The organism is Kitasatospora sp. NPDC043950, assembly GCF_056435345.1.
Genome location: NZ_JBWKER010000010.1, coordinates 24869 through 38608, shown reverse-complemented (window position 1 = coordinate 38608; position 13740 = coordinate 24869). Strand labels below are relative to the sequence as shown.

Sequence of the window (13740 nt, the reverse complement as noted above, 5' to 3'; positions counted from 1 at the left end):
CGAGCTGCGAGACGGAGCTGTGAGGGGCACCCGAGACATGATCACCAACCTGCTGGTCGCCAACCGTGGCGAGATCGCCCGCCGGGTCTTCCGCACCTGCCGGGCCCTGGGCGTCGCGACCACCGCCGTCCACTCCGACCCGGACGCCGGGGCCGCGCACGTCCGTGAGGCCGACGCGGCCGTGCGGCTGCCCGGCGCCGCGCCCGCCGACACCTACCTGCGCGCCGACCTGATCGTCCGCGCCGCGCTGGCGGCGGGCGCGGACGCCGTCCACCCCGGGTACGGATTCCTGTCGGAGGACGCCGGGTTCGCGCAGGCCGTGCTGGACGCCGGGCTGGTCTGGGTCGGCCCGCCGCCGGCCGCGATCGCCGCGATGGGCTCCAAGACGGCCGCCAAGCGGCTGATGGCCGAGGCCGGGGTGCCCGTGCTGGACGCCCTGACCGACCCCACCGAGGTCGACCTGCCGCTCCTGGTCAAGGCGGCGGCGGGTGGCGGCGGACGCGGCATGCGGGTGGTGCGCACGCTCGCGGAGCTCCCCGGCGAACTGGCCGCCGCCCGCGCCGAGGCGGCGAAGGCCTTCGGCTCGGACGAGGTGTTCTGCGAGCGCTACCTGCCCGCCGGGCGGCACGTCGAGGTCCAGCTGCTGGCCGACGCGCACGGCACGGTCTGGGCGGTCGGCGACCGCGACTGCTCGCTCCAGCGGCGGCACCAGAAGGTGATCGAGGAGGCCCCGGCCCCCGGCCTGCCCGAGGCGGTGCGCGCCGGGCTGCACGCGGCGGCCGTCAGCGCCGCCCGGGCGATCGGCTACACCGGTGCCGGTACGGCCGAGTTCATGCTCGGCGAGGACGGCCGGTTCCACTTCCTGGAGATGAACACCCGCCTCCAGGTCGAGCACCCGGTCACCGAGGCGGTCACCGGACTGGACCTGGTGGCGCTCCAACTCGCCGTCGCCGAGGGGGAGCGGCTGCCCGGGCCGGTCCCGCCGCCCGCCACCGGCTGCGCGATCGAGGCCCGGCTGTACGCGGAGGACCCGGCGAAGGACTGGCAGCCCGCCACCGGCACCCTGCACCGCCTCGAACTCACCGTGCCGCACCAGGAGTTCGGCGGCCGGGGTGTCCGGCTGGACTCCGGCGTGGCGGCCGGCGACGAGATCACCCCGCACTACGACGCGATGCTCGCCAAGGTGATCGCCTGGGCGCCGACCCGCGCCGCCGCCGCCCGCCGGCTGGCCGACGCGCTCGCCCGCGCAGAGGTCCACGGGCCCGCAACCAACCGGGAGTTGCTGGTCCGCGCGCTGCGGCACCCGGCCTTCCTGGCCGCACGCCTGCACACCGGCTTCCTGGCCGAGCACGCGGCCGAACTCACCGCCCCGGACGGCAGGGAGACCGCGCGCGCCGCCCTGGCCGCCGCCCTCGCCGACGCCGCCGCCCGGCGCACCGGGCCGCACGGCGCACTGCCGTCGGGCTGGCGCAACCTGCCCTCGCAGTCGCAGTCCAAGCGCTACCGCACCGACGACGGCGCAGAGTTGGAGGTCCGATACCGCCTCACCCGGGACGGCCTGCGGGCCGACGACCACCCGCGGACGGAGCTCCTGGACGCCTCGCCCGAGCAGGTCACGCTGCGCGAGGGCGCCGTCCGGCGCGGCCACCGCGTCGCGCGCTACGGCGACCGGGTGTACGTCGACACCCCGAACGGCGGCATCGCGCTCACCGCCCTGCCGCGCTTCCCCGACCCCGCCGCCCGGGCGGACCCGGGCGCGCTGCTCGCCCCGATGCCCGGCACCGTCGTGCGCACCACCGCTGCCGTCGGCGACACCGTCACCGCCGGTCAGTCGCTGCTCGTCCTGGAGGCGATGAAGATGGAGCACCGCGTCACCGCCCCCGCCGACGGCGTCCTGGTCGAACTCCACGCCGCCCCCGGCCGACAGGTCGAACTCGGCACCCTGCTCGCCGTCGTGCAGCCCGAGGCCGGTCCCGCCGCCGGTCCCGCCGCCGAGCCGACCGCACCAGCCGCCGTCCAGCCCGCCGCAGAAGCCTGAGGAAGGACCCCGCATGTCCACCATCGGCAGTCAGCTCATCGAGACCACAGAACGCCGGGCCCTGCGCCAGGCCGTCGGCGACCTCGGCCGCCGCTACGGCTCCGCCTACTACATGGCCAAGGCCCGGGCCGGCGAGCCCGCCGACGAGCTGTGGGCGGACGCGGGCAAGGCCGGCTACCTCGGCGTGAACCTGCCCGCCGAGTACGGCGGCGGGGGCGGCGGCATCACCGATCTGGCCATCGTGCTGGAGGAGTTGGGCTCGGCCGGCTGTCCGCTGCTGCTGCTCATCGTCTCCCCGGCGATCTGCGGTACCGTGATCGCCCGCTTCGGCACCGAGGAACAGAAGCAGCGCTGGCTGCCCGGACTCGCCGACGGCAGCCGCAAGATGGCCTTCGGCATCACGGAGCCGGACGCCGGCTCCAACGCGCACCGGATCTCCACCGTCGCCCGCCGGGACGGCGGGGACTGGCTGCTGACCGGCCGCAAGGTGTTCGTCTCCGGCATCGACCACTGCGACGCCGTGCTGTTCGTCGCCCGCACCGAGACCGCGGACACCGGCGGGGGCCGCAGGCTCAAGCCCTGTCTGTTCATCGTCCCGCGCGACGCCGCCGGCTTCGAGTACCGGGCGATACCGATGGAACTCGTCGCCCCCGAGAAGCAGTTCCAGGTCTTCCTGGACGACGTCCGGCTGCCCGCCGACGCCCTGGTCGGCGACGAGGACGCCGGCCTGCTGCAACTGTTCGCGGGCCTCAACCCCGAGCGCGTGCTGACCGCCGCGTTCTCCCTCGGCCTGGCCCGCCAGGCCCTCGGCAAGGCCGTCGAGTACGCGAAGACCCGCACCGTCTGGTCCACCCCGATCGGCGCCCACCAGGGCCTGGCCCACCCGCTGGCCCAGTGCGCGGTGGAGATCGAGCTGGCCCGGCTGATGACCCAGAAGGCCGGGCTGCTCTACGACGCGGGGGAGGACCTGGCCGCCGGGGAGGCCGCCAACATGGCCAAGTACGCGGCCGGCGAGGCCGCCGCCCGTACCGTCGATCAGGCGGTGCAGACGCTGGGCGGCAACGGCCTCACCCAGGAGTACGGGCTGGGCGCGCTGCTGGCCGCCACCCGGGTCGGCCGGGTCGCCCCGGTCAGCCGCGAGATGGTGCTCAACTACGTCGCCCAGCACACCCTCGGCCTCCCGAAGTCCTACTAGTCCGCCTCCATCCAGGGCGCACCGGAAGCACCTACCGGAAGCACCTACCGGACCCACCGGACGCACCCGCCCGGCGTGCCCCCGGTGGGTCACCAGAGGGACATCTCGGCGAACTTTGCAGTGGCGGACGTCATGGTCCGTATGCTCCTGTTCGTACCCTCGGTCGACCTTTCGCCGCGCCAGCCGATGCGTCAACTACCTTTCTGGAGGCTTACTTTGGTGTTCCGCAGCGAATTCCCGGACGTGTCGACGGTGGACCTGCCGATCCATGAGGCGGTGCTCGGCGGCGCGGCGGCGTACGGTGACCGGCCGGCCCTGATCGACGGCGTCACCGGGGAGTGCGTGAGCTACGCGCGGCTCGCCGCCGGCGTCGAGCGGGTGGCCGCCGGACTGGCCGCGGCCGGGGTGCGCCAGGGCGACGTGGTGGCCCTGTTCAGCCCCAACACGCTCGGCTACCCGACGGCCTTCTACGGTGCCACCCGGGCCGGCGCCACCGTGACCACGGTGTCCTCGATGGCCACGCCCGCCGACCTGGCCGGGCAGCTCGGCGACAGCGGCGCCCGCTGGCTGGTGACCGTCTCCCCGCTCCTGCCGACCGCCAGCAAGGCCGCCGCCCTGCTCGCCGAGCAGGGCGGCCCACTGGCCGAGATCCTCGTCCTGGACGGCGCGGAGGGCCACCGCTCGCTCGCCGACCTGCTGACCACCACCGGCCCCGCCCCCGGGATCGCCATCGACCCGGGCCGGGACGTCGCCGTACTGCCCTACTCCAGCGGCACCACCGGACTGCCCAAGGGGGTGATGCTCACCCACCGCTCGATCGCCACCAACCTCGCCCAGTGCGACGCCCTCTACCGGCCCGCCGTGGGCGAGCGGGTGCTAGCCGTGCTGCCCTTCTTCCACATCTACGGCCTGACCGCGCTGCTCAACCAGCCGCTGCGCTGCGGCGCCACCGTGGTGGTGCTGCCCCGCTTCGACCTGGAGCAGTTCTGCCGCACCATCGAGGAGCAGCGGGTGCAGGCGCTGGTGGTCGCCCCGCCGATCGCGCTCGCCCTGGCCAGGCACCCGGTCGTGGACCGCTTCGACCTCTCCTCCGTCGAGTACCTGCTGTGCGCGGCCGCTCCGCTGGATCCGGAGCTCGCCGCCGCCTGCGCCCGCCGCCTGGGCCTGCCGCACCTGCTCCAGGGCTACGGCATGACCGAGCTGTCCCCGGTCACCCATGTGGTCTCCCCGCTGGAGCGCGACCCCTCGCCCGGCTCGGTGGGGCGGCTGATTCCCTCCACCGAGCTGCGGGTCGCCGCCCTGGACGGGGCCGGCGAGGACCTCGGGCCCGGCGAGCCGGGCGAGCTGCTGATCCGGGGCCCGCAGGTGATGAAGGGGTACTTCGGCCGGCCCTCCGACACCGCCGCGGTGGTCGACTCCGAGGGCTGGCTGCACACCGGCGACGTCGGCTTCGTCGACGACCGGGGGTACCTGTACATCGTCGACCGGGTGAAGGAGCTGATCAAGTACAAGGGCCACCAGGTGGCCCCGGCCGAACTGGAGGCCGTGCTGCTCGGCCACCCGCAGATCGTCGACGCCGCCGTGATCGGCGTCCCGGACGCCGACGGCACCGAGTGCCCCAAGGCCTTCGTGGTCCGTGCTCCGGGCAGCGGCCTGAGCGCGGAGGACGTCACCGGCTTCGTGGCCGGGCTGGTGGCCCCGTACAAGAAGGTCCGCGCGGTGGAGTTCGTCGAGGCCGTCCCCAAGTCCGCGGCCGGCAAGATCCTCCGCCGCGAGCTGCGGGCCCGCGAGGCCGAGCGCCGTGCGGCGTCCGCGACCGCAGCCGCCGCGCCCACCGCCCCCGAGGCCTCCCGCTGAGCGGCCGGGCCCCCGGCGGCCGAAGACCGGCGCCCGTCTGTGAGGATCGACCCGCCGAGCACGGCGGGCCCGCCGACCGCGACGGGCCCGTCGGGCACGACCGGCCCGCCGAGCCCCCACCGGAACAGGAACCGCCGCCAGCCATGACCAGCCACCCCGCCGTCCGCACCCCCCAGCAGGACCGCAGCCGCGCCACCCGGGCCCGGCTGCTCGCGGCGGCCGTGAACTGCCTGGCCGAGCTCGGCTGGCACGGCTCCACCGTCACGGTGGTCGCCGAGCGCGCCGGAGTGTCCCGGGGTGCCGCCCAGCACCACTTCCCGACCCGCGAGGACCTGTTCACCGCGGCCGTCGAACACGTCACCGCCGAGCGGCTGGCCGCCGTCCGCGCCCACACGGACGAGCTGCCGGCCGCCGGCCCCGACCGCACCCGGGCCGTCGTCGACATGATCGTGCGCCTCTACACCGGTCCCCTGTTCCGCGCCGCCCTGCACCTGTGGACGGCCGCCGCCACCGAGGAGCCGCTGCGCGAGCGGATCATCGCCCTGGAGGGGCACGTCGGCCGGGAGGCCCACCGGGCCGCCGTCGAGTTCCTGGACGCCGACGAGACCCGCCCCGGCGTGCGCGAGTCCGTGCAGGCCACCCTCGACCTCGCCCGCGGGCTGGGCCTGGCCAACCTGCTCACCGACGACAGCGTCCGACGATCCGGGGTGATCCGGCAGTGGACCGGCGTTCTGGAGAGTACGCTGCGGCCGGTACGCCCATGACTCCCGTACTACCGGAGCGACCGGACGACCCCTGACCAAGGGGTCGCCGGGCGGCCGATGTCCGTGCAGTCTGGAGAAGAATCCCGGCCGACACGGACCGTGAGGCCCCCGGCCGGGCACGAGCCGAACCGGGGTGCTGCCTGATCATGCACGGAAACGAGTGGGACGTGACCTCCGCCGCCGGCCCCGCACCGGGCGGCACCCCCGTACGCCCCGAAGGCCACCGACTCGTCCCGCTCGCGACGGCCCTGCTCCAGGGCGACGGCCTGATCCTGCACTGGAGCGAGGACGCCGAGGCGCTGCTCGGCTACTCCGCCGAGGAGGCCGTCGGCAGCTACGCCGCCCAGCTGCTCACCGACGGCACCGACCGCCCCGAGGTGCTGTCCCTGTTCTCCCACATCATGGGCGGCTCCACCGGCTGGTCCGGCGTCTTCCCCGTCCGCCACCGCGACGGCCACAAGGTCGACCTGGAGTTCCGCACCTACCCGATCGCCGGCCCGGCCGGCACCCTGCTGCTGCTCGCCACCGCCTCCGACATCCGCGCCCTCCAGGCGGTCGAGGCCGACCTCGCCGTCCTCGACGGCGTCTTCGACCGCTCACCGATCGGCATGGCCGTGTACGACACCGAGCTGCGCTACGTCCGGCTCAACGAGGCGCTCGCCCGGATGAACGGCGTCCCCGTCGCCGCCCACCTCGGCCGCCGGATACCCGCGGTGCTGCCCGGCATCAACAGCGTCGAGATCGAGCAGACCATGAGGCAGGTGCTCAGGAGCGGCAAGCCCGTGGTGGACGCCCGCTCCCACGGCCGGGTGCCCGGGGACCCCAAGCGCGACCGCGCCTGGTCCGCCTCCTACTTCCGGCTGGAGGACTCCACCGGCCGGGTCTTCGGCGTCTGTTCCTCGATCATCGACGTCACCGAGCGCTTCCAGGCCGAGGCCCGCGCCGCCCGCGCCCAGGAGCGGCTCGCCACCATCGCGGAGGCGACGGCCCGGATCGGCACCACCCTCGACCTCCAGCGCACCGCGGAGGAGCTGATCGAGGCCGTCGTCCCCCGGTTCGCCGACTTCGCCACCGTCGACCTGCTGGAACCGGTGCTGCGCGGCGCCGAACCCACCCCCATCCCCTCCGACCGGACGGTCACCCTGCGTGCCGTCGCCGTCGGCGAGTCCTACGAGTCGGGCCTCGCGCACGCCGTGGACACCGTCGGCGAGACCTCCGAGTACGCCCCCGACCGCAGCTACACCCAGTGCCTGCGCAGCGGACGCCCCCTGCTGCGCGCCCACGTGGACGCCGAGGTGCTGCGCGGCCTGGTCGCCAGCGAGGACCGGGTCGAGCCCGGCATCGCGGCGGGCATCCACTCGTACCTGATGGTGCCGCTCACCGCCCGGGGCATGGTGCTCGGCGGCTCCGAGTTCATCCGGATGCGCAACTCCGAGCCGTTCAGCGACGCCGACGTGGCGCTCGCCGAGGAACTGGTCGCCCGCACCGCGCTGGCCATCGACAACGCCCGGCTCTACCGGCGCGAGCGGGAGACGGCGCTCACCCTCCAGCGCAGCCTGCTGCCACAGGAGATCCACCGCACCCTGGGCCTGGAGATCGCCTACCGCTACCTGCCCAGCAGTGTGGTCAGCGAGGTCGGCGGCGACTGGTTCGACGTCGTGCCGCTGTCCTGCGGCCGGGTCGCCCTGGTGGTCGGCGACGTGATGGGCCACGGCATCCGGGCCGCCGCCACCATGGGCCAGCTGCGCACCGTCGCCCGCACGCTCGCCACCCTCGACATGCCGCCCGAGCAGGTCCTCACACGCCTGGACGAGACCGCCTCGGGCATCGGCGAGGGCCAGTTCGCCACCTGCATCTGCGCGGTATACGACCCGCTGGAGCGCACCGTCCAGGTCGCCTCGGCCGGCCACCTGCCGCCGATCTGGGTCGCCCCCGACGGCACCGCCAGCAGGGTCGAGGTGCCGCCCGGCGTGCCGCTGGGCGTCGGCGGGGTGGCCTTCGAGTCGATCGAGTTCACCCTGCCCGAGGGCGGCATGGTCACCCTCTACACCGACGGCCTGGTCGAGCGGCGCGGCCAGGACCTCGACGACGGCATCGACCTGCTGGCCGACACCCTCGCCGGGCCCGGCCGGACCCTGGAGGAGAACTGCGACGCCGTCCTCGGCGCACTGGTCACCGACGGCACCGAGGACGACATCGCGATGATCATGGCGCGGGTGCTGCCGCTGCCCGCCGACCGGATCGCCACCCTCCCGCTCACCGGCGGCGGCCGGCTGCCCGGCAAGGCCCGCCGCTTCACCCGCGCCACCCTGGACGCCTGGGGCCTGACCGCCCTCTCCGACTACGCCGAGCTGCTGGTCAGCGAGCTGGTCACGAACGCCCTGCTGCACGCCGACGCCCCGCGGCGGCTGCGGCTGTTCCGCGACCGGGTGCTCACCCTGGAGGTCTCCGACGCCGGCGGGGCGGCCCCGCAGCTGCGCCCCTTCGCCGAGCAGGACGAGGGCGGGCGCGGCATGTTCCTGGTCAGCGAGCTGGCCCAGCGCTGGGGCAGCCGGCTGACCAGGGACGGCAAGGTGGTCTGGGCCGAGCTGGAACTGCCGTTCGGGGCTGCTTAGTTCCCCGCGGGTCAGTCCCTGGTCAGTGCGCTTCCCCGGTCAGTGCGCGGCGAGCGGGTAGTGGTCGGAGAGGTCGGTGTAGGTGTAGCTCTTGCCCCAACTGCTCACCGTCCACGGCGCGCTGTGCGTGCGCAGGACCTGGTTGGTGTACTGCTGCGGGCGGGCGTGGTCGGCCCGGTAGAGCACGTAGTCCAGGTCCTCCTTGGGCTCGCCCGGGTAGCGGTAGGCGGCGATGGAGTTGTCGGCGGTGTCGAAGGAGTACGGCCAGCCCGTGCGGGCGGAGGCCGGCGCCAGGTTGGCGTTGTCCAGCAGGGACTGGTACTCGGAGCCGTGCGAGTCGATGTTGAGGTCACCGGCGAGCAGGATCGGCTCGTTCGCCGGGATCTGCTTGGCGTCCAGGAAGCCGCGCATGGCCGTGAGCTGCTTGGCCCGGATGGCGGCCGGCTGGCCGTTGGAGCAGCCCGAGTCGGTGGACTGCAGGTGGGTGCCGACCACGTGGGTGCGCTGGCCGTTCACGTTCAGGACGGCGTAGACGAAGCCCTTGTTCGAGAAGTAGTCCGAGCCGCAGGCGTCCTTGTAGACGTACTGCTCCTTGCGCAGGATCGGCCACTTGCTGAGCAGCGTCACGCCGCCGTCCTCGGGGGTGGTGGAGCTGTAGCTGCCGGAGGTCGCGTCCCAGCCGCTGGTGGAGCGGCCGACGACCGGGGTGTGGTACGGGTAGGCGGCCGAGGCCTTGGCGGTCAGGGCGTCGGAGGCCGCGTTGTCGAAGGCCTCCTCCAGGACGACCACGTCGTGGCCCTGGAAGAAGTCCGCCGAGGCGATCGCCTGCGCCCGGTGCTCCTGGCCCCAGTTGGGGTAGAGGGTCGTGCTCATCAGGAACGTGTTGTACGTGAGGACGTCCAGCGCGGGCGCGGTGACCGGGGCGCTCTCGGTCGTGGCGCCGGTGGCGGCCGTGGCGGGGGCGGTGGCGAGCGCGCCGAGCACGGCGGCGGCAGCGCAGGCGGCGGCGGCCTTGCGGAGGGACGACAGCGGCATTGGGGCTCCGTGAGGGTATGACGTGAACGCGACGGTCAGCGGATGGTGTACATCCAACGTCGCCGCCCGCACGGTGCACAAGACCGCGCAAGAGCATTCGGTGAACGCAGTTGAAACACTGTCACCGCCAAGAACGCGCGAACCCCACCACCCGCTGAGGGTGGTGGGGCTCGCGAGAGTTGTGCGCGTCAGACCTCGCCGAACTCGCCGGCTTGGACGGCGGCGACGAACGACGACCAGGCCTCGGCGGGGAAGACGAGGGCAGGACCCTCGGGGTCCTTGGAGTCACGGACGGGCGTCAGGCCAGGGAAGCCAGGAGCTACCTCTACGCAGTCACCGCCGTTATTGGAGTGGGAGGATTTGATCCAGGAAGCGCCGGACAGGTCTACGAGGTCGGTCATGATTGGAGTTCCTTTCGGGCCCTGCGGATCATCGCCTGGGATGCGGCCTGCGGCGGCGCTTCCACCAGCATCTGATCGTAGTCCCTCTCCCATCCTGCAACCGTTGTGCGAGACCGCTCAAGGTGGCCTCTCGCGGTCGATTCCGCATACCCCACGACTGTTTGGTCGGGGAGGTTCAGCAGGACCACCGGCAGTGTGAAGGACAGGTTCTCGCCGATGGCAAACGGCGCCACCTGCATCGTGATGTACGGGCGCTGAGCCAGTTCCTCAAGGTGGCGGAGCTGTTCAGCCATGACCTGCGGCCCGCCGATGGGGCGGAGGAGAACGCCTTCTTCGATCACTGCGTGAATCATCGGGGGAGTCTTTTGGGTGAGGATCTCCTGACGCAAGGACAGATAGTCGGTGCGTTCATCGGCCTCAGCGGGGGTGATCGTGCCGCGCCTGACGGCCGATTGTGCCAGTGCCCTTGCATAGGCAGGGGTTTGGAACAGCCCAGGAACGATGATCAGGCCGACCGTTCTCAGTCGGCGGCATCGTGCCTCAGCGTCGGCGAACTCGGCGAAGCCCTCAAGAAGCGCTGCGCGGCTGAATCGCCGCCACAACTCGTAGAACCGTTGGCCTGACTCGAACACCTCATCGGCCTTAACAGCCAGTGCCCGTGTTGGGGAACGCTTCCCGTTCTCGACATATGAGATGTGCGCGCCCGAGTACCCCAGGCGCTTGGCAGTTTCGGCCTGCGACCAGCGCCTTGCCCGTCGTGACCTGCGAAGCTCCTGGCCAAAGCGCACCTGCGGTGATGCTTGGGCGTCAACCTCGGCTTCAGCCATGATCCTTCGGCTCCTTCACACGACATTGCTGTCAAAGGTAAGACTCTGGCGATCGTAGTGGAGACCACGCCACCATGGCTACAGCAAGTGACACGCCAAGAGCGAAGCGCTACGGAGACCCCCATGCCCGAAAACCCGAAATCCGCGCTGCCCGACTTCGTCCGCAACGAGGTGGTGCGGGACCTGAAGCACCGTGACGACGACGGCAAGCCGAAGGAGGGGGTCTTCATGGAGATCCTCTGCGGGGCGGCCTTCCTGAGGCCGCTCGGCGGGGGGTGCGAGTGGACGACCAGGCCCGATCAGCTGCGACGGTGCGACCCCAGGGAGATCGCGCCGGGTACGGGGAGCAGCCCGCAGCGTCGGCCGATGTTCCCGGAGCCGGCGTGACCTCGGGGGAGATGCTGCTCGCCGGGCTGCACGTCAGCTCGTTGGCGGCCGGCGGCTTCACCGCTGTGGTCAACGGCTGCCGCGCCGCTGTCGGCCGAACCGCGAACCGGACCGACAAGCTCCCGCCACCGCGCCGCGAGTGCTCATCCCGCGCGGTGGCGGGGTTCAACGCCCGTCCGTGACAGGCAATCACGGACGGGCGCCGGCAGGCCTACCTCCCCTGCCGGCCGGCTCCGAGGGCACGTTGGCGCCAGACCCTCGCCGAGCCACACCGCTCCCCGTCGGCCACTCCGCCGACGGGGAGCGGCCGCCTCAATCACCGGTCAGTGGAGCCCAGATCTCCCCTGGTCGGAACCCCTGCCCCAGGGACAGTGAACCGTTGCCCAGTCAGCCGGCTGCCCGGGGCGGGCAGCCAGTTTGAACCAGCCCATCCGCACCACCGAACTGGAAGGGAGCACAACGTGAACACCATCATGACGTTGGCGCTGGACGTGCCCGGCACCGTAGAGCTGGAGCTGACCGACAAGTGTCAGATGTCGTGCGGGCACTGTCTCAGTGACTCCGGCCCGACCGTGCCGCACGGCGCGATGACCCTGGACGACTGGAAGGCGGTGATCGGTGAGTGCGCCGAACTTGGCGTCAAGGTCGTCCAGCTGATCGGCGGAGAGCCCACGACCTTTCCGGGCTGGGCGGACCTCGTCGACCACGCGCTGAGTCACGGACTCGGCGTCGAGGTCTTCTCCAACCTCTTTCACGTCACGGACAAGGGTTGGGCGGTCTTCTCGAAGCCGGGCGTCCGGCTGGCCACCTCGTACTACTCCGTCAACTCCGGGGAGCACGACAAGGTGACGAACAAGCCGGGCTCCCACGAGAAGACTCGGACCAACATCGTCAAGGCCGTCCGCCTCGGTATTCCGATCCGGGCCGGCGTCGTCCGCTGTCACGACGGGCAGCTGGAGAAGCTGGCCGTGGACGAGCTGCGGGCGCTGGGCGTCGAAACCGTCACCCTGGACAACGCACGCGCGGTTGGACGAGGCAGCGGCGGTACTGCGCCGACCATGGATGCCCTGTGCGGTAGGTGCGCGCTGGGGCGGCTGGCCGTTCTCCCCGACGGCGCCGTTGTCCCGTGTGTGCTCGGAAGGTTTCTGCCGACCGGCAACGTGCAGGATCCGGGCGGGCTCCGGAGCGTCCTCACCGGCCCCCGGTGGGCGGAGATCACCGCGAGCATCCCGCGCAAGGCCGCCATGGGTTGTCCGCCGAATGACTCCAACGACTGCAACCCGGCCAACACGGAGGCGTGCGCGCCGAAGTACGAGCTCGTCCCCGTGTCGCTCGGTGGCTGTCCGCCGAACGACAGCAACGACTGCAACCCCGCCAACACCGAGGCGTGCGCGCCGAAGTTCTGAAAGGCTCCCGAGGCATGACAAACATCCCATGGCAAGGACGGGCCGCCGATCTGGCCGCTCGGGCGACCGATCCGGACTCCCGATGGCGGAACCCGGTGGCTGGCATCCCCCGGCACGAACTGGTCCCCAGGTGGTGGGAGCCTGTCGAGGACGGCACTTGGCAGCTTCAGGTAGGGGAAGCGAACCCGGACTTGTGGCTCCAGCAGGCCTACGGGAACGAGTCCCTGGTGACCAGCGTGGGCGGGTTGCACGCGGACCATGCGAAGCCGGATGACCGCCCGACCGGGCTGCCCACGTCGTCGGCCACGCTCACGCCGCTCGTGGTCAAGATGCTGCGGCACGGCCGGATCGCCGCCGAGCACGACCTGCTGGACATCGGCACCGGCGCGGGCGGGTTGACCGCCATTGCCGCCACGCGGCTCGGTTCGGACCGCGTGACGAGCGTGGACATCGACGGGTACCTGGTCGACGCCGCGCGGGACCGCCTCGCAGGCATGGGGCTGAGCCCCCACTTCGTCACTCAGGACGCCACCGACGCCCTCCCGGGTGACTACGACCGGATCGTGGCCACCGTGTCCGCCCGCCCCGTTCCGGTCTCGTGGCTCCAGGCGCTTCGGCGCGGAGGACGGCTCGTCACCACCATCGCGGACACGGCGCTGATCCTGACGGCCTGGAAGACCCCGGACGGCGGAGCGACCGGAGTGATCGAGCGCGACTGGGCGGGCTTCATGACCACGCGCCACGGCTCCGCCTACCCGCCCGGCCTGGACGAGCTGTTCGAGACCGCCCGCGAAGCCGACGGGGAGAACGTCAAGCTCTTCCGGTACCCGGTCACCGACATCCGCAACAACTGGGAAGTCTGGTCGATGCTCACGATCAGCATCCCGGGCATCGAAGTCGACTTCGAGGAGACCCCCGAGGGCCGTACGGCCTGGCTCGCCCATCCGGACGGGTCGTGGGCACGGGCCGAGGCAACGAAGTTCGAGCCGCCGACCGTCCACCAGAGCGGCCCCCGTCGCCTGTGGTCGGAACTCGAATCCATCCGGAACTGGCGGGAGGTCGAAGGCGGCCTGCCGCTCTACGGCTGCCGCGCCGTCGTCACCCCGGACGGCGCGATCCACCTGTCCCGGGGCCGGTGGTCGGCCACCATCGGCTGACCGTAACCGGACGGCCCCGTCCGGCTTCTCCAGGGCGGGGCCCTGCCTGGAACGGTGT

The 13740-nt window shown here is 72.4% G+C and carries 12 protein-coding genes; 9 read left to right on the top strand and 3 right to left on the bottom strand.

What is annotated here, in order from left to right; all coding sequences use genetic code 11:
• Positions 1–37: 37 nt before the first annotated feature.
• From AC07BF_RS09245 to AC07BF_RS09225, 5 genes are all read left to right on the top strand, one after another.
• Positions 38–2038, top strand: coding sequence for an acetyl/propionyl/methylcrotonyl-CoA carboxylase subunit alpha (locus AC07BF_RS09245; RefSeq protein ID WP_478333126.1), 2001 nt, complete (start codon positions 38–40; stop codon positions 2036–2038).
• A gap of 13 nt (positions 2039–2051) precedes the next feature.
• The gene (locus tag AC07BF_RS09240; protein WP_363621641.1) at positions 2052–3233 is read left to right on the top strand and encodes an acyl-CoA dehydrogenase family protein; all 1182 of its coding nucleotides are present in this window, start codon (positions 2052–2054) and stop codon (positions 3231–3233) included.
• Between the two features lie 216 nt (positions 3234–3449).
• Positions 3450–5090 (top strand): AMP-binding protein, encoded by a 1641-nt coding sequence (locus AC07BF_RS09235; protein ID WP_478333125.1) that lies wholly within the window; start codon positions 3450–3452, stop codon positions 5088–5090.
• Positions 5091–5233: 143 nt separating this feature from the next.
• On the top strand, positions 5234–5854 hold the full coding sequence (locus tag AC07BF_RS09230; RefSeq protein ID WP_363584637.1) for a TetR/AcrR family transcriptional regulator: 621 nt from the start codon (positions 5234–5236) through the stop codon (positions 5852–5854).
• A gap of 146 nt (positions 5855–6000) precedes the next feature.
• A complete protein-coding gene (locus AC07BF_RS09225) occupies positions 6001–8469 on the top strand; it encodes a SpoIIE family protein phosphatase (protein ID WP_363584639.1) in 2469 nt (822 codons plus the stop codon).
• A gap of 39 nt (positions 8470–8508) precedes the next feature.
• On the opposite strand, the gene sph is transcribed toward AC07BF_RS09225, so the two are convergent.
• The 3 genes from sph to AC07BF_RS09210 form a co-directional block, all read right to left on the bottom strand.
• The gene (gene sph, locus AC07BF_RS09220) at positions 8509–9504 is read right to left on the bottom strand and encodes a sphingomyelin phosphodiesterase (protein ID WP_478333124.1); all 996 of its coding nucleotides are present in this window, start codon (positions 9502–9504) and stop codon (positions 8509–8511) included.
• Positions 9505–9692: 188 nt separating this feature from the next.
• On the bottom strand, positions 9693–9905 hold the full coding sequence (locus AC07BF_RS09215; RefSeq protein WP_478333123.1) for a DUF397 domain-containing protein: 213 nt from the start codon (positions 9903–9905) through the stop codon (positions 9693–9695).
• Positions 9902–10732 (bottom strand): helix-turn-helix domain-containing protein, encoded by an 831-nt coding sequence (locus AC07BF_RS09210; RefSeq protein WP_363621650.1) that lies wholly within the window; start codon positions 10730–10732, stop codon positions 9902–9904. The genes AC07BF_RS09215 and AC07BF_RS09210 overlap by 4 nt, the downstream gene beginning before the upstream one ends.
• A 123-nt stretch (positions 10733–10855) precedes the next feature.
• Between AC07BF_RS09210 and AC07BF_RS09205 the strand changes: the two genes are divergently transcribed.
• The 4 genes from AC07BF_RS09205 to AC07BF_RS09190 all read left to right on the top strand — a co-directional run bounded on the left by AC07BF_RS09205 (position 10856) and on the right by AC07BF_RS09190 (position 13682).
• Positions 10856–11119 carry a hypothetical protein gene (locus AC07BF_RS09205; protein WP_363584647.1) on the top strand — a complete coding sequence of 88 codons (264 nt, stop codon included), beginning with the start codon at positions 10856–10858 and terminating at the stop codon, positions 11117–11119.
• Positions 11116–11301 (top strand): hypothetical protein, encoded by a 186-nt coding sequence (locus AC07BF_RS09200; RefSeq protein ID WP_363629777.1) that lies wholly within the window; start codon positions 11116–11118, stop codon positions 11299–11301. The genes AC07BF_RS09205 and AC07BF_RS09200 overlap by 4 nt, the downstream gene beginning before the upstream one ends.
• Before the next feature lie 279 nt (positions 11302–11580).
• Positions 11581–12525: a radical SAM protein gene (locus AC07BF_RS09195; protein WP_363629778.1), complete on the top strand. Its 945-nt coding sequence runs from the start codon at positions 11581–11583 to the stop codon at positions 12523–12525.
• Positions 12526–12716: 191 nt separating this feature from the next.
• Positions 12717–13682 carry a methyltransferase domain-containing protein gene (locus AC07BF_RS09190; protein WP_363629780.1) on the top strand — a complete coding sequence of 322 codons (966 nt, stop codon included), beginning with the start codon at positions 12717–12719 and terminating at the stop codon, positions 13680–13682.
• Positions 13683–13740 lie beyond the last annotated feature (58 nt).